19 protein-coding genes are annotated in these 16,433 nt (G+C 51.8%); 9 read left to right on the forward strand and 10 right to left on the reverse strand.

What is annotated here, in order from left to right; translation table 11 throughout:
* Positions 1-3: 3 nt before the first annotated feature.
* Genes M5B98_RS16725 through M5B98_RS16740 form a run of 4 tightly spaced genes read left to right on the forward strand, consistent with a single transcriptional unit; the run spans position 4 to position 2,979 of the window.
* Positions 4-861, forward strand: coding sequence for a copper resistance protein B (locus M5B98_RS16725; RefSeq protein WP_248743313.1), 858 nt, complete (start codon positions 4-6; stop codon positions 859-861).
* A 31-nt stretch (positions 862-892) separates the two neighbouring features.
* On the forward strand, positions 893-1,267 hold the full coding sequence (gene copC, locus M5B98_RS16730; protein WP_248743314.1) for a copper homeostasis periplasmic binding protein CopC: 375 nt from the start codon (positions 893-895) through the stop codon (positions 1,265-1,267).
* Between the two features lie 3 nt (positions 1,268-1,270).
* The gene (copD, locus tag M5B98_RS16735) at positions 1,271-2,134 is read left to right on the forward strand and encodes a copper homeostasis membrane protein CopD (protein ID WP_248743315.1); all 864 of its coding nucleotides are present in this window, start codon (positions 1,271-1,273) and stop codon (positions 2,132-2,134) included.
* Between the two features lie 59 nt (positions 2,135-2,193).
* Positions 2,194-2,979, forward strand: coding sequence for a transporter substrate-binding domain-containing protein (locus M5B98_RS16740; protein WP_248743316.1), 786 nt, complete (start codon positions 2,194-2,196; stop codon positions 2,977-2,979).
* Positions 2,980-3,027: 48 nt separating this feature from the next.
* Here M5B98_RS16740 and M5B98_RS16745 read toward each other — a convergent pair whose 3' ends face one another.
* The 3 genes from M5B98_RS16745 to M5B98_RS16755 form a co-directional block, all read right to left on the reverse strand.
* A complete protein-coding gene (locus M5B98_RS16745) occupies positions 3,028-3,243 on the reverse strand; it encodes a hypothetical protein (RefSeq protein WP_085712578.1) in 216 nt (71 codons plus the stop codon).
* A gap of 111 nt (positions 3,244-3,354) precedes the next feature.
* The gene (locus M5B98_RS16750) at positions 3,355-4,053 is read right to left on the reverse strand and encodes a hypothetical protein (protein ID WP_119428468.1); all 699 of its coding nucleotides are present in this window, start codon (positions 4,051-4,053) and stop codon (positions 3,355-3,357) included.
* Between the two features lie 108 nt (positions 4,054-4,161).
* Positions 4,162-4,524: a DUF6124 family protein gene (locus M5B98_RS16755; protein WP_248743317.1), complete on the reverse strand. Its 363-nt coding sequence runs from the start codon at positions 4,522-4,524 to the stop codon at positions 4,162-4,164.
* Positions 4,525-5,097: 573 nt separating this feature from the next.
* Between M5B98_RS16755 and M5B98_RS16760 the strand changes: the two genes are divergently transcribed.
* Both M5B98_RS16760 and M5B98_RS16765 read left to right on the forward strand, forming a co-directional pair.
* A complete protein-coding gene (locus M5B98_RS16760; protein WP_248743318.1) occupies positions 5,098-5,475 on the forward strand; it encodes a hypothetical protein in 378 nt (125 codons plus the stop codon).
* Between the two features lie 135 nt (positions 5,476-5,610).
* Positions 5,611-6,015 carry a hypothetical protein gene (locus M5B98_RS16765; RefSeq protein ID WP_248743319.1) on the forward strand — a complete coding sequence of 135 codons (405 nt, stop codon included), beginning with the start codon at positions 5,611-5,613 and terminating at the stop codon, positions 6,013-6,015.
* A gap of 136 nt (positions 6,016-6,151) precedes the next feature.
* Here the strand turns inward: M5B98_RS16765 and M5B98_RS16770 are convergent, their stop codons facing one another.
* From M5B98_RS16770 to M5B98_RS16795, 6 genes are all read right to left on the reverse strand, one after another.
* The gene (locus M5B98_RS16770) at positions 6,152-6,997 is read right to left on the reverse strand and encodes a hypothetical protein (protein WP_248743320.1); all 846 of its coding nucleotides are present in this window, start codon (positions 6,995-6,997) and stop codon (positions 6,152-6,154) included.
* Between the two features lie 192 nt (positions 6,998-7,189).
* Entirely contained in the window at positions 7,190-7,822 is a 633-nt protein-coding gene (locus tag M5B98_RS16775; protein ID WP_248743321.1) for an HNH endonuclease, read from the reverse strand.
* Between the two features lie 251 nt (positions 7,823-8,073).
* On the reverse strand, positions 8,074-9,174 hold the full coding sequence (locus M5B98_RS16780; protein WP_248743322.1) for a hypothetical protein: 1,101 nt from the start codon (positions 9,172-9,174) through the stop codon (positions 8,074-8,076).
* 264 nt (positions 9,175-9,438) lie between these two features.
* Positions 9,439-9,816, reverse strand: coding sequence for a hypothetical protein (locus M5B98_RS16785; protein WP_248743323.1), 378 nt, complete (start codon positions 9,814-9,816; stop codon positions 9,439-9,441).
* Positions 9,817-10,175: 359 nt separating this feature from the next.
* A complete protein-coding gene (locus M5B98_RS16790; protein ID WP_248743324.1) occupies positions 10,176-11,684 on the reverse strand; it encodes a hypothetical protein in 1,509 nt (502 codons plus the stop codon).
* Positions 11,685-11,835: 151 nt separating this feature from the next.
* A complete protein-coding gene (locus M5B98_RS16795; protein ID WP_248743325.1) occupies positions 11,836-12,495 on the reverse strand; it encodes a hypothetical protein in 660 nt (219 codons plus the stop codon).
* A gap of 171 nt (positions 12,496-12,666) precedes the next feature.
* On the opposite strand from M5B98_RS16795, the gene dusA reads away from it, so the two are divergent.
* On the forward strand, positions 12,667-13,662 hold the full coding sequence (gene dusA / locus M5B98_RS16800; RefSeq protein WP_248743326.1) for a tRNA dihydrouridine(20/20a) synthase DusA: 996 nt from the start codon (positions 12,667-12,669) through the stop codon (positions 13,660-13,662).
* Positions 13,663-13,737: 75 nt separating this feature from the next.
* On the forward strand, positions 13,738-14,109 hold the full coding sequence (locus M5B98_RS16805) for a DUF2388 domain-containing protein (protein ID WP_248743327.1): 372 nt from the start codon (positions 13,738-13,740) through the stop codon (positions 14,107-14,109).
* Here M5B98_RS16805 and M5B98_RS16810 read toward each other — a convergent pair whose 3' ends face one another.
* Positions 14,110-14,940 carry an undecaprenyl-diphosphate phosphatase gene (locus M5B98_RS16810; protein WP_134827547.1) on the reverse strand — a complete coding sequence of 277 codons (831 nt, stop codon included), beginning with the start codon at positions 14,938-14,940 and terminating at the stop codon, positions 14,110-14,112.
* A 506-nt stretch (positions 14,941-15,446) separates the two neighbouring features.
* Between M5B98_RS16810 and M5B98_RS16815 the strand changes: the two genes are divergently transcribed.
* Positions 15,447-16,187: a winged helix-turn-helix domain-containing protein gene (locus M5B98_RS16815; RefSeq protein ID WP_085713182.1), complete on the forward strand. Its 741-nt coding sequence runs from the start codon at positions 15,447-15,449 to the stop codon at positions 16,185-16,187.
* Positions 16,188-16,433: the final 246 nt, after the last annotated feature.

The raw sequence follows: 16,433 nt of genomic DNA on the forward strand, positions 1-16,433 counted from the left end.
ACCATGACTCGATTTGCCGCGTTTTCGTTGTCACTTCTGTCGCTGTCTTCGGCGTTCGCCGCCAGCGACATGCAGGGCATGGACCACAGCCAGATTGGCGATCTGCAAAGCATGGACGACGGCATGATGCAGCCCGCCGCGCCGACCGAAAGCCGAACCCCGATCCCGGCGCTGACAGACGCCGACCGTGCCGCCGTGTTCACCAGTCACGGTGGCCATCAGGTGCACGACAGTGCCATCAACACTTACTTCCTCGCCGACAAACTCGAATGGCAGAACGGCGACGACGCCAGCACGCTGGCCTGGGATTTGTCCGGCTGGATCGGCGGAGACATCGATCGCCTGTGGTTGCGCTCCGAAGGCGAGCGCAGCAACGGCAAGACCGAAGACGCGGAAATCCAGGCGCTCTGGGGCCACGCGATCTCGCCGTGGTGGGACGTGGTCAGCGGCGTGCGCCAGGACTTCAAACCCGGCGCCCCGCAAACCTGGGCCGCGTTCGGTCTGCAGGGCATGGCGTTGTACAACTTCGAAGCCGAAGCCACGGCGTTCCTCGGCGAAAACGGCCAGAGCGCAGTACGGCTGGAGGGTGACTACGACATCCTGCTGACCAACCGGCTGATCCTGCAGCCGACCGCCGAACTCAACGTCTACGGCAAAAACGATCCGCAACGCGGGATCGGCTCAGGCCTTTCGAACACCGAAGCCGGCTTGCGTCTGCGCTATGAAATCCGCCGCGAATTCGCGCCGTACATCGGCGTGACCTGGAACCGCACCTACGGCAACACCGCCGATTACGCACGGGAAGAAGGCGAAGATCGCAGCGAAGCGCGACTCGTCCTCGGCGTGCGGATGTGGTTCTGAATCCCTTCAAAAAACAGCACAGAGGTCTTGCATGCGCACATTGAAAACTTCCCTCGTCCTCGCCAGCGGCCTGCTCCTGAGCACCCTGGCCCAGGCCCATCCGAAACTGCTGTCGTCGAACCCGGCCGAAGGCGCGGACGGCGCGCCACCGGAGAAAATCGAACTGCATTTTTCCGAGAATCTGATGGCCCAGTTCTCCGGCGCCAAACTGGTGATGACCGAAATGCCCGGCATGGCCCACTCGCCCATGCCGATGAAGGCCAAGGTCAGCGCCGGCAGCGATCCGAAAACCATGCTCGTCACCCCGCTCTCGCCCTTGCCGGCCGGCACCTACAAGGTCGAATGGCGCGCGGTGTCGTCGGACACTCACCCGATCACCGGCAACGTCACGTTCAAAGTGAAGTGACCGATGGCCGACCTGATCAACATCCTGCTGCGGATGGCGTTGTACGTGGATTTGCTGCTGTTGTTCGGGGTGGCGTTGTTCGGGTTGTACAACACTGACGCGACGCTGCGGTTTCGGCCGATGCTGCGCGGGATGGCGTTGTTCGGGGCATTGTTGTCAGTGGCGGGTCTGGTGCTGATGACTCGCGCCATGAGTGGCGAAACGGAATTCGCGGCGCTGTGGCCGCATCTGCAAATGATGCTGTTCGAGACCGATGTCGGCTTGGCGTGGGCGGTGCGGATGTTTGCACTGGTCGTCGTGATGATCTGGCCGGGGTTGTGGCTCGCGTCGATGGCCGGCGCACTCGCCCTCGCCTCTCTGGCCTGGAGCGGACACGGCGCGATGGATGGCGCCTGGCACCTGCTCAGCGACATCCTGCACCTGCTCGCGGCGGGTGCGTGGATGGGCGCCATGTTGGCGTTGATCTTGATGTCGCGGTTCGACGCTCTGTGCAGCGAAGCGCGCATTCGTTCGCTGGCCGATGCCGTCATACGTTTCGAAGGCGTGGGCGCGGCGATTGTGCTCATCCTCTCGGTGACCGGCGTGGCGAACTACCTGTTCATCGTCGGCCCGAAGTTGGGCGACGTCTTGCTCGGCACCTACGGGATACTGCTGGCGATCAAGGTCGTGCTGTTCGCCGGCATGCTGGTTTTAGCGGCGCTGAACCGCTTCCACCTCGGCCCGTTGCTGGAGCAATCGTTGCGCGACGGCCAGCATCAAGTGGCAGCCAATGCGCTACGGCGCAGTGTTGCCGTGGAGCTCGGGATGGCGCTGTTGGTCGTGGCGCTGGTGGCGTGGCTGGGAACGCTCGGGCCGGACGCGGGATGACACCCGGCAAACCCTTTCACTACACTGGCCTGCACTCCCACTGCATAAGCCCGATCACAATGACCATTCGAAAAAACGCGATGATCTTCTGCGGTCTGCTGGCGCTGGCCGGCACCGCCCATGCGCAAGAACCAGCCTCGCACCTGGACACCATCCAGCAACAAGGCCAGTTGCGCGTCTGCACCACCGGCGACTACAAGCCCTACACCTTCAAACGCGAAGACGGCGGTTTCGAAGGCATCGACATCGCCATGGCCCAATCGCTGGCCGACAGCCTCGGCGTGAAGATCGAGTGGGTGCAGACCACCTGGAAAACCCTGATGCCCGACATGCAGGCCGGCAAATGCGACATCGGTATGGGCGGCATTTCGGTGACGCTGGAGCGGCAGAAAAAGGCCTACTTCAGCAACACCCTCGACGTCGACGGCAAGATCCCGCTGGTGCGTTGCGCCGACCAATCGAAGTACCAGACCATCGAGCAGATCAACCAGCCGAACGTGCGCTTGGTCGAACCCGCCGGCGGCACCAACGAAGCCTTCGTCCACGCCTTCCTGCCCAAGGCGCAACTGGCGTTGCACGACAACGTGACGATTTTTCAGCAACTGCTCGACAACAAGGCCGACGTGATGATCACCGACGCTTCCGAGGCGCGGTATCAACAGAAACAGAAACCCGGTTTGTGCGCGGTCAACCCGGAGCAGTTCATGCAGTACGGGGAAAAGGCCTACCTGCTGCCGCGTGATGACATGAGCTGGAAGCTGTATGTCGATCAGTGGCTGCACTTGAGCAAGGTGACCGGGAAGTATCAGAAGGTCATTGGCGAGTGGCTGGCAGGGCCGCAGTAAAACGCTTCAAGACGAAAAAAGGGCGCCTCGATGGGCGCCCTTTTTTATTCAATCGTCATGCAACATGCCGGAGCTGTACTGGTTGAGGCTGGCACCAATACCGGTGCCGCCGAACTTCAGCGTATTGGCGCTGGCGCGCCCTTCCGGCGACTGGCAATCCGAAGAAAAACAACTGGTGGTGGTCAACCCACCGGAGCCCGAACAGGCACTCAATACCGAGACAGCTGCAGCAATCAACAGCACTTTGACGACATTGGCACTCATGGCACGGCTCCCCTTGGATGAAACGATCTTATCGCTGCATCCTAGGCGCCCCCGCGTGCCGACAACATGAAACTTTCGCTATCGACAGCGCGGGTTCAGGCAGAGCGGCGATTACTCGTTTAGATCCTTGACCAGATAAGTACCAACAATCTGCGAAACACCGGTCAACGCCTCACGGACCAGCTCCGGCTCGGTGCGATAACGCAGCGGCTCGTAACCATAGGTGTTGGCACCGTTGAACGGAGTGATGGGTTCCTTGCGCTGCCAGATCAACTCATCGCCACGCTTCAGGGCACCGTTCACGGCAATCGTCGGATACACCACGCTGCTGAAACCTTGCGTCAGCGCAAAGCCCCAGGTGACCACCGTCAACTCGATCTGCGCATCGGCGGGCTCATTATCGGCGACGATCTTGAAACGACCGCTGGCCGCCAGTTGATCCTCGAACCCCTTCTTGACCAGTTTGCCCAGGTCGATATCAGCACTCGTCATGTTGTACTGAATCGCCTCGACCGTAGACATCGACGCCAGATCCCCGGCCTTCAATCCCGCCGCAAACCCGGCCCCACTGAGCGCCGCCGTGCCCAGTTTCCCGGCATGGGACGCCATCCCGACACCCGCGCCAACACCGGCCCCGATTGCAGCGCCCCAGGCCTGCTCGCGGCCCATGTAGGTCATTTCCTTGAAGCTCCAGGTCACCGGAAGGACTTTCACCGTGTGGATCTGCGTGCGGTATTCGGGTTTGAACTTCTGATTGGCGCAACCTGCGAGAAACAGGACGGCGAACATCACGACAACTAGCTTTTTCATGGACAACTCAAAACGCGGAATGGAATGCGTAAGTTGTCGTCCATGTTGAGGAAATCTGAAGAAACACTGCCCTCCCGTGGCGGCATTCGCCACGGGAGGTGTTTGCACTTACGACTTCGGCTCGACGTGATCCAACGCCTGATTCACCGCCAACCCCGCGACCATAACCACCTGCGCGATACCCAGCGCGGTTTTGCGGTGAGCGGGTTCCAGGATCGCGGCGAAATTGCTGAGCATTTCACTGGCGGAATCGAGGGACTCGCTGGCGTTGGCCAACAGGGATTCGCTGGTGTAGGCAGGGTTGGCCAGGAACATGGGGTCGTGCTGGGTGTGACTGCCCATGATGCGTTGTTGCGGGGTGAGGTAATGGTCGAGGGCGCGTTCGGCGGCTTCGTTGAGTTTTTTGGAATCTGGGAATTGATAAGGTGAAACCGGATCGGTTTCTGGTGGGTTTGGGGTTGGTTTGATCATGGATGAATCCTCTAGCGCGATTACCAAAAGGAACCATCACCCTTCGCTACCAAACGTTGGGTGGCGGCCATACGCGGGTTGGTAGACCGGTCGCACTAGAACCCGGCGCCCACGAATGGGCCCCACGCATGACCACCATGAAATCCGAGCCCTGAAAAGGACTGCACACGGTGACGCCATGAATCTAGACACGAAGCGGGCTACCAAACCCGATCACTGGTTTTCAGTGACACGAGAACGATAAAAGCCACGGGCTAGACGCACAAGCCGGCGGATTCTGTCTTAGGTGTAGGGGGTGGCGCAAGGTTGTGTAGGGCCAAAGTCGTGTCAGAGAGCTTCGTTTAAACACTCTTGGATTTAGCTGTTTAGATTGGCGACATACACCGAGCAAGTCGCCGTCAGACACCCGCCAAAGCAAGTCTGATACAGTCCGTCTCGGCTATTTCATTGACAGGGAGTCAATCATGGCAAAGCCCGCCGCACGCCTCACCGATCCCACCAGTTGCCCCAAGCCCAAAACAAATAAATCTGTCCCCTTTCAGTTTTTGACGAAGAATTAGAGGAGCTTTCCCATTGGGAAGTATTTTACCTCCGGAAGATAAGGCCAAGATCCAGATAGCATTGGCTGAAGCCTTCGTTGACAACGAAGTCGACTATGCATACATCGCGGAGCGAATTAAATCCTACGATCTGAAAATTGTTGAAGACATACTGTATTCAGAAGTGGCTCCCGTGTGCTTTGGCAATCTTGAGACGCCCGTACCTCCCATCTGGACGGGATTCAAGGATGAGTGGCTGTTAGACGAGATTGAAAAAGAACTGCGAGCTCGCCAACGAAGTAAGGTGCGGCGAACTTTTGACAAACTGAAGATTCTTTGGCTTCGTTACAGCTATCGCTATATCTGGAAAGAAATCTTAAAAAGCATAAACAAACAGCCAATTGAACAGTAAAAAACAAGGACAGATATATTCATCAATTAAATTAAATAAATCTGTCCCCTGCCCCCTTTGATGCTGTTTCACAGCTACATTCACGGTCGCCCTTACGAAGCAAGGCTGACACCATCACATGACAGGACGTCAAAAATGGCTGAACCAAACACTCGGAAGACATCCTCCACCAAGCGTGACTGGGCGTTAACAACAGAGAAGGAGCACTCCCACGTCTATTGGGCACTGTCCGACGCGTTTGTAGACAACGAGGTCAACTACGAATCCATCGCGCGCCAGACCGAAGATTACGACCCGCAAGAGATAAAGCGAATTCTCTACGAGGAGGTCGCACCTGTCTGCCATTCGAACCTTGAGACAGTGATCCCGATGATCTGGTCTGCTTTCAACCTTGAACAACTAACGTCTGACATTAGGAAAAATCTGAAAACCCGAGAGCACAGCCGTTATAGACGCCAAATAGACAAACTCCTGATACGTTGGCTTGAGTTCCGATACAGATACATATGGAAAGAAATCTCCAGGCACTATCCGAAATAATCTGAGCTGTACGCACACTCTCTAGTGTCCTTCCCTTCATAGAAACAGTGGGGACGAAACAATGGACCAACAATGGGACGACCAACAATGGGACAGATTTATTTATTGTCCCCTTTCAGTCCTACATTGACAGCGATCAGTAGGATGCCGGCTTGCCGCGTGAATCATTCCTCCTGCCGCGGCGAGCCAGGAAACCGATGATCGCCGTATACACCGCACCCGCAACCAGACCGATGACGAGATAGACGATCAGCCCCGGCCAGAATCCGCGAGGTGACAGTTCCGCGCCTTTCAGAAGGGCTTGCGGCTTTGCCAAAAAAACTGGTGCGACAGACAGCAGCCAGACAAAAAAACTGCTCATCACGCCGCCGATCAGGTACCGCAAGCGCGTGGTGAGAAAGCGCTCCACCAACCAGAGCATCGGCCAACTGACCAGCATGCTGATAAGCCCACCGATGAGGAACAGCATGAAGAACATCGAGACGATACTCAGCAGACCACTTGACTGACTGATAGTCGCAATGACGGCGACGGTGCCCAATGCCAGCCCTCCCGACAACGGGATGGCAACAATCGCCCCCCAGCCACGTGCTGTACGGTGCTGGTTTGAGGCCGGGATTTTTTCTATGGCGCCGAGGGCCAAGGTATACAGCCCGCCCAATGCGACACCGCCGACAACTGATATCAACAGCAGTTGCCAGAGCGGTCCTCGGTAGGAAAGGCTGACCAGCAGGCTTTGAATCAACCCGCTCAGCACATGCCGCACCCGAGACTCGGGGCAACGGCGGTCGCCCAGGAGCAGAAAGGGGATGCCAAACACGGCAGAGAGGATGCAGCCAAAAAGAAAGCCGGAGAACAGCACTGCATCGCTGAAGCCGTAGACCATCACTTTCACGACAGCATAGACGAGGCCTCCGCATAGCGGTGTGACGAACAACCGGAGCTCGTTATGGAGCATCTTTTCAAGCGTGTTGCCGGGCATTGAGGTCGTCCTGACAGGGAAGTATTTCGAGCAGGCTATTCGAATCGATCACTGGGCTTGTCGCAAGCAGAGAAGGTGTTTTTCCATAAAGCATCAAGAAAACAATGAGGACAGATTTATTTACCACATAAAAACCCAAAACACCCCCCCTTTCATTGTTAAAAACAAACCTGTTTTTTTGTCTAATTATTTTTAATCATAAAAAACAAGTGACTCACCAACCATAAACTCCGGAAACTCTTTAAACTTGAGCCCTGGCACGTTTGCGTTCAAAACAGCTAAAGACATTGCCTCAGGAGCCCGAGCCCAAATTTCGTACCCCATAGTTAAACTACTGATGCGCCCCTCAACCACTGCAAAGTACAAAAATACAAAACCTTGTATGCTAACAAAAAAACGGAGCATAGCATCGCTAAGCACATAAAACTGATCGTGATCAAGCTTCCTTCGATTGGCAGACTCAAGTAATTTTTTAAAATAAAATGCTATTTCATCTTGATCATCGCCTCCTTGAGCGCCTATCGGCTGGCTCATATCAGGACGGCCATTAAAGCCTTCATGTGCAACCTTATGACACTTTGAACACAGCGATATCCCATTCCCGAGTTCGAACCTAGCTTGAGGAAGCAGCGTACGGCGAAATAGGTGATGTGCTTGAACCTTATTTGGTGAGTCGCACACGACACATTTGTAGGCATCTCTAGCCCGTACAAAACGACTCCATAACGTCAAGCACCATTTATCAGAACACTTTCTGTCGATAGCAGAATACAGCTTATCTCTAATAAATATAAGCTCGTCGTAACTCACTTCAACCGATGCCATGCTTCCACTCCAAAACAACCATATTTGAAATATCACAAATCAACTTACTTACTAAAACCACCACCTGGAAGTAAAAAACAAACAAACCCGCCCCCTATGCTGTAATCACCCGCACGTATAAAACCGTGAAACCCTACACTCTTGGGTCGCCCTAGCACGCTCTTTTCGGCAGAAGCAAATAAATAAAAAACAACTGTGACAAATTAACTTATCACTTAAAAAATACCCCCCCCTTTTTTACCAATACTTCACTACACGCCCTCCCCAGATTTTTCTTTAACTTGTCCATTTACAGTTTTTTCGATAAAGTCAGGAACTAACCGCTCGCTAAACCCGGCGACTATCGCGAGTATTAACAACCTACCACTACTCCCCCCCATCACCCCTAACAACAAACCAGATTTACATGCGACTAAAGAAATAACTCCAAATGCACAGCCTAAGCAAACACGAACCACTCCTTGCAAAACAATTATTTTTGTAGACTCATACATTCCTACTTGAAGATTCTTGGAACGCTGCAACACGGAAATCAGCGCACCACAGACACCACCAAACAGGCCCATCAGTGTAACTTTAACGTTCTCACTAATTTCCGGACCCCATAAAAGATACTGCCCACCCACTATCAACATTATTAAAAAAGAAAAAGCCATGACATACGAAATCAAATAATACTTCGCATCGTCAGCAACATTCTTATGAACATAATTTACGACAGGTTCAAAAATTTTTGACAAATCACTTTCTGGCGCAGCCGACTCCGCCCTTAACCCTATAGCCAAACAGGTTGCCAACTTATAGTTAAACAGCTTAATCTTTGATTTTGACAGGACAACGGTACCCCACGCTTTAAGCCTATAAAAATCCGAAAAAACATTGTATCTTTTCCTTAGCTCACGCCGAACACTATAATCCACCAAACCTTCAGAATCTAAATAGACGACAAAATCATCTGTATGATCAACGAGCACCCCAGGATTAGCGGCTTCCTTTACGTACTGAGAAAACTCTTCCATAGCAGCATCAATAGCTGAGACGGAATTTTCATCCCCAAAACCGTTTATCAATACAAGGGACAATATAGAAACTATATATCCGTTTGTTATATTTGAATTAATATATCTAAATTTTTTTGTTGCGCTTGCGACAATAAAATCCAACTCATTCAGCTTTAGCGCAGCAACAGGATCAATATTACTAACAGAATAACAAACACGAAATCCCGAATAATATATAATTAGAGATTTCCTTGTAATCAGCACCTCGTCCACTCTTGTGCCATCCAAAACATCCCCACTAGAAACTTCTGAAAAATCTTTAATCTGACTACTAAAAAACTCTTTCGACATTAACATTTACTCAAAGCAAGTCTCAAAAAAAAACCAAAACGCAACATAATTTAACAATTAACTCATCCCTGCAAGATCCTATACAAAAACATTTAGCCTATTTTCACGATCAAATTCTTACTTACTAAAACCACAAGAAAATCAACTAGATACAACTTATAAATGTATAATTTTGAACATTTTATTTACAACCCGACATCTCACAATAGACATATTCGCCCCGCCTTGCATATCTAAAACCTCAAGCTCAAAACACGCTAAAATTTAATCAACTCTGTAATGAACGCAACAATCATACCCTCGCTCCTTTAGGTAGTTAGCCATTGCTTCGACTGCTTGCGTTCTGCGATTTGCCTGACCTGAAAATGGAGTCGGCAAATAAAGTCTTCTATCTTGTCTTGAGTTAGCTGGCGCAAGGTACCCAGGCAGCCCTAAGCGATCAATCTCCAACTTTCGGACCTTTTTCATATTCACAAAAGCACTATCCAAATTGAAACTACCATCATCATCTGGATAATCGGAAGCTGCTTTTTTCCCTATTTCAATCGCTATCATTATTTCTTTTTTTAGCTCAAAAAGATCTATTTTCATTATTACTCGCACGCCAACTGCAAAGTTTAATGGATTAAATTTATTTATCATCCAAAAACCCAACCACACCAATTACAGGATGAGTTTTATAATAAGCAATCAACCAACTATCAAAAATCTTCAACCGGCTTCTTAGCCTCAGCCAAAACCTTATTCGCCTCTAACCGCGGAAACGCAAACCGAATAATCATCCCCGAATAACGGGGACAGATTTATTTTTCGCAAACAATGATCAAAAAAATCTGTCCCTTTTCTATTGCCGATGAGCCGCGTTACACGCCAAAGCATGAAACTTAGAAAGACTCGACCGGTTTTTTGGTCTGCTCAACAAGCTAAAAACAATGGAGGCGGATTTATTTACCACTTAAAACAAATAAATATGTCCCCTTCTTGTTAGGAGGACAGAAACGTCAAGCGGTGGTTGTTGACGCATTCAAAGGTGATTTCTTCTCTGCAGGCTTCTCTAACTCATCCTGAGCAGCAAGACCATCCACGACCTTTTTCGTTTCATTATTCAAAATCTCTTCAGTCCTAGCAGCTAACTTATTGGCAATCGCAGAAAAGCCAGGAAGCTTTGACAGAGTTTCAATTGAATCTGAAAGCTTCGCACTATTCTCCAATGCATCCATCAGCGGATGATCAGACTTATTGTAATCGGTGATAAGCTTTCCAGGGTTTTCTGAGCTAACCTGAAGCAAATTAAAAAGCAACCTAGTGCGCAACTCATCTCTGACAACGCTTTCCCGAGGTAACGACTCAATCTGATTTGAAAGTCCGGAAAAAGTCCCCCCTAGCACTGCTTTATGCGTGTATTCTTCGATCAGGCGCTTTGATAAATTGAGCTTTTTACTTGAAGAATATGCAAACCATAAAACCGGAAAATACAATGGCAATATTGCGACTATTAGGCTGGGTGTGTTTTTAATTACCTGTACCAAATCAGCTCCCTGCCCAACCAGCTGATACGTATCAACCCCAAATGGAATTAGCGAGACTAGCACCATTAACGCAATCGCGAATTTAAAGGTAGATTCGTACTTTTCCAGCGATTTAATCTCGTCATTTTTCTTATTTTCGTAAGCAGCACTTAGCCCAGCAGCCATCGCCCCTGGCAGCAGCCCCATCAATTGGTCATTGACCGCAGCATATCTTTCACTTGATGCAGTTACTAGATTTTCAAAATCCAACTTATCCTTACCCAGTTGTTCCTCATGCTGTTCAGTTATTGAAACAACCAGATGAGACAAACTTTCTTCAAGTGAAAGTACTTTAGCTTCGATTTCACTGTACGATTTTTTCAATATATCCTGCAGCCCATCAACGTGCTCTACCGTGCCGTCAGAGGACTTAATATCAGAACCAATAATTTTTCTATGTAACTCATCGATTTCTGACTTTCTTTTTAAAGAATGCGACAAAAGGCCATCTATATCACCACTCACCGTCGTAGACGTATCGAGGAGCTTCTTAACAACCTCAACCTGCTCCGGCAATTTTGCCGCCTCAACCAATGCCGACTTAACAATCGAAAAATCAGTATTTATTTCTTCACACGCTTTTGCTGCAGAATCCTTAAGCTCAGAAACCTGAGATGATACAACCTTGCTAGACTGCAACACAGACTGAATTAGCTGCCCATTTTCTTCAGATTTCGCACCCGCTGCTTTCAGCTTATCAAGATCCGACTTGGCCTCTGACACGTAGCCTTCCAAAATACCCAAGGCGCTAGTTACATCGGCATCTACTGACTTAATTCTTTTCTCGGTTTCCAACACTCTTTCTGCAGCTGCGCGCGCCGCATCATCAGAATCAGACGCTTTTAACCGCACTTCTTGTAATAGTGCATCTAGCTGCCCCTTTACTTCCCGCTTAAATTTTTCAAACTCTGCCGGGTCAACACCCCGATCTAAAATGCCCATATCACACTCTCGCATTCGTATTTTCAAGAAATTACGCTATCAAAAACTTATTTTCATTTTACGACGCGCACAACGCACATTAAAAATTCCAACTAAGCCCCTCTGTGATACGCCTTTTCACTCACACTATCTAGATTCTAAAACTAAGTAATTAAAAAGCCTCAACAGGTTTCTTAGCCTCAGCCAGTATCTTATTCGCCTCCAACCGCGGAAACGTAAACCGAATAATCATCCCCGAATCCGCACCTTTCCCCGCCATCACCAACTCAGCGGAACGAATATTTTCCGGCGCAGCAGCCAGCGCACTTACAGCATTGGTTTGCCCTTTAGCGTTCAACCCTTCAAGAAACGTGTAAGTCAGATTCCCCGACGCCAGACCAACCTGTTCAAAATTGGAAATCTTCGTCGTCAGCTCTTCAGTGCTTCTCGACTTTCTTGCGATATCAAACATATCCAGGATGGATTTTTTATCGCTCATGGAAACCAGCGTGAAGGATTTGGAAAGCCCCGCGATGGCTTTGACATAAAGGTTCTGATCAAACGGGCTTATCAACGAAACCATCATCAACTTGTCACCGGAGAAGATCAGCGCGACGGTGAATTTCTCTTCCAGGAAATCCACATCGTCGATGCATCTCGCGGTTCCGCCGACGTCTTCGGAGCAGTCGTAGTAGCCGGCAGCTTCGGTGAATTTTGCGAGTGGGGTTTGGTAGACGTAGTTTTTGAACAGCTTTTCTTCGGCGAAAGCCCCTTGAGCGGAGGCAAGCAGGGCGCCGGCGACGAGAATGGATGACGCGACTTTCTTCAGCATGGGATCCCTTCCTCACTCTTATTGATAGCCCGATGCTATCAGCCCATTTCATGGCTGTCTTGCTTAATCCCACACTTGATGAGGTTGTATTTCCGCCGGATATCACTGAGCCCAACCGGTCATTCCTGATAAACTCCCCCACCTCCCAGCCACACCGATTCCGTACCCCCAATGCCCCCAATCACCGCCACACCCGCTCCACTCTCCCGCCGTTTCTCCGTCGCGCCGATGATGGATTGGACTGACCGTCACTGCCGGTACTTCCTACGCATCCTGTCGAAAAACGCCCTGCTCTACACCGAAATGGTCACCACCGGCGCTCTGCTGAACGGCGATCACGAGCGTTTCCTTCGTCACAACGAAGCCGAGCACCCTCTGGCCTTGCAGTTGGGCGGTAGTGTCCCGCTGGATCTGGCCGCCTGTGCGCGCATGGCGCAGGAGCACGGTTACGATGAGGTGAATCTGAACGTTGGCTGCCCGAGTGATCGGGTGCAGAACAATATGATCGGTGCGTGCCTGATGGGGCATCCGCAGTTGGTGGCGGATTGTGTGAAGGCGATGCGTGATGCGGTGTCGATTCCGGTGACGGTGAAGCACCGGATCGGGATCAATGGGCGGGACAGTTATGAGGAGCTGTGCGATTTCGTCGGCACGGTGCGGGATGCCGGGTGCACGAGTTTTACGGTGCATGCGCGGATTGCGATTCTGGAGGGGTTGTCGCCGAAGGAGAACCGTGACATTCCGCCTCTGCGTTATGACGTGGCGGCGCGGTTGAAGGCGGATTTTCCGGAGCTGGAGATCATTCTGAACGGCGGGATCAAGACGATGGAGGCCTGCCATGAGCATTTGCAGACCTTTGACGGTGTGATGCTGGGTCGTGAGGCTTATCACAATCCGTATCTGCTGGCCGAGGTGGATCAGCAGTTGTTCGGCAGTTCGGCGCCAGTGATTACCCGGGCCGAGGCGTTGGCGCAATTGCGACCTTATATTGCCGCGCATCTGGCGACTGGCGGGGCGATGCATCACATCACGCGGCATGTGCTGGGCCTGGGCACCGGGTTCCCGGGGGCGCGCAAGTTTCGGCAGTTGTTATCGGTGGATATTCACAAGGCCAAGGATCCGCTGGCGTTGCTGGATCAGGCGGCGGAGTTGCTGGCGGGTCGTTGATCGATGTGTTGATTGTGCGGGCAACGAATGAGCGTTGCCCAGTGTTTTGTTGTACTGACAGGATGTCTTTTGTTTATGCCCGCGTTGAATTTCTCTGGCTTCAAGCGCTGCACCTTCCTTGCCTTGTTTTGCGTCACGTCCAACGTTCAGGCCCACTGCGACGGGTTGTGTCTGGGTAACACCGATACGCCATGGGAGGTGACCAAGCTATCTGGCTTCGCGCTTGTCTCGTTGCTGCTCACGCCCTTTACGGCCTCGCGAGAAACCACCGACAGCCATAAACGCGTTTACTCCGCTGCGGAGCTCGAGGACGCGCGGCTCTATCTCGCCAGCGACGGCGTGCTGCAAGCCGCATATTTCACGTCAGCCTTGCAGCGTTTTCGTCGGGAATCGCCTGATACGGAGTTGAGCGACCTCGCCGTCGCCGCGCTGATCAGCAGTCAGTGATCAGGCCGCCGCTTCCGTCCAGTTCACCCAGCCAAACACCCACGTCGCCAGAATCAGCAAACCAAACGCGATCCGGTACCAGGCGAACGCGGCGTAGCTGTGGTTCGCAATGAACTTGAGCAGGCCGCGTACTGCGATCATCGCGAACACGAATGCGGTGACGAAGCCCAGGGCGAAGACCGGCAGGTCGCCTGCCTGGAACAGGTCGCGGTATTTGTAGCCGGAGTACACCGCCGCGCCGACCATGGTCGGCATCGCCAGGAAGAACGAGAACTCCGTGGCGGCTTTACGCGACAGGCCGAACAGCAGGCCGCCGATGATGGTGGAGCCGGAGCGCGAGGTGCCGGGAATCATCGCCAGGCACTGTACGAAACCGATCTTCAGCGCGTCGGACCAGGCCATGTCGTCGACATGCTCGACACTCACCACATGATTTCGTTTTTCGGCCCACAACATCACGATACCGCCCACCACCAGTGCGACCGCCACGGTGATCGGGTTGAACAGGTAATGATGAATGGCGTCGGCGAATAACACGCCCAGAATTACGGCCGGAAAGAATGCGATCAGCAGATTAAGGGTGAAACGTTGAGCATTGCGCTGGGTCGGCAGGCCTTTGACGATCTCGAAGATCTTCGGGCGAAACTCCCAGACGACGGCAAGAATGGCGCCCAGTTGAATAATGATGTTGAACGCCATCGCGCGTTCGCCGCCGAAGTCGAGCAAGTCGGCAACGATAATCTGGTGGCCCGTACTGGAGATGGGCAAGAACTCGGTGAGACCTTCTACCGCACCTAAAACCAACACCTTGAACAAGGTCAGTAAATCCATTAATCCTCCGTCAGAACGCTCTTCAAGAGCGCCCGGTCAACTGCATACAGGCATTGAGTATCTGCAATTAAACAATTGGCAGATCTACAGTCATTGCCCGATTTGGTGACGGAGAATATGTCTTATCAAAAGACACACTCAAGCCATGTTAATAATCGTCTGTCTGTGAACTTGTTCACTTAGTGGCAAAAATAACCTTGCGCCCCTAAAATGTGACCGACCTCACACTCCCCTGATTCTGGCGACGAACCATACTGGCCATAGGACATAAAAACCGGTCGCCATAATTACAAAATAGTGGCACCATTGCACATCGCCACCATCTAACGACGTTCGTTTCGTTAGTTCAGCACCCCGAGAAAATCAACTAAAAGCTTGAAAAGCTTAATTATTGTTAAAAAACTCGGGAGCCACGTCTAAAAATCGCGCGAATGTTACCAATTGTCAGTCACAGATGAGAACCGGTGCTTTAACATCCCGATGTCCGCACTTTTTCGAGTCAAGGCATGATGCTTACAGGGAACTTAGCGACTAGAAGCTCGCACCAGACAAACGACGCGCCAGGTGTTCTTGCCCTGGCGCGTACCCGTGCTGTGGCCGAACACTTCAGAGCGCTAATCGCCAAACATGTGCAGACCGGTCTGGCGCTGGAAGCCGACTCTTTCACTAGTTCATATCAGCCAAACGAATATCACGGCGCCTATCGCGCCATTTTCATCGTCATCGATACTCCGCAAGCACTGGAAGACAATCTGGCGCTGGTGGAGAACCTGCGCACCGAGAACTTGAAGCCGATCATTTGTGCGGTGATTACCGGTCGCGGCGCCCACAACAAGATCAAATACCATCTTGCCGGGGCAGACTTCTGTATCAAGCTCAATACCCTTTCCGATGAGGGCGGCGAGTTGCTGAGTGAATTCTTCAGCAGTGAAGAATGGCTGCGTGACATTGATCTGATACTGGACCCGACCCGTATCTGCCTCTCCGACACCAGCAAGAAACTGGACATTTCCTTTGCCGAGATGAAGATCCTGGAAGCGTTTTCGCAAACCAGCAATCACATTCTCAGCCATGACGAAATCGCCGGCATCATGGGGCTCAACACGCATTTCTACGACCCTCGCGCACTGGAAAAATCCATCAGCCGCTTGCGTGGGAAAATCAAGGACGTGTACGGTACGAACGCCATACAGAGCATTCGCGGGTATGGCTACCGTCTGATGAGGGGGTTGATCTCGACCGCCTGAGTCAGGGAAATCACCATTTGCAGCATACGAGGGAACGTCTGATGCAACGCTACAACAATCCAAAGTCTCATCGCTTTACTCGCAACACCTGCCTAATAAAAAGCTGTCAATTGAATGAGCGCTGCAACACTTAAACATAACAATAAATCATTACTCTAAAAGCAGACCCAGTGGAACTTGTCGCGGGCCATAATCGGGCCCAGACCCTGCCTGTCGATTATTTCCGAGCGCGTTATAACTCGTCTG

The organism is Pseudomonas sp. MWU12-3088, assembly GCF_023242405.1.
In the GTDB taxonomy this organism is placed as follows: Bacteria; Pseudomonadota; Gammaproteobacteria; order Pseudomonadales; family Pseudomonadaceae; genus Aquipseudomonas; species Aquipseudomonas kribbensis.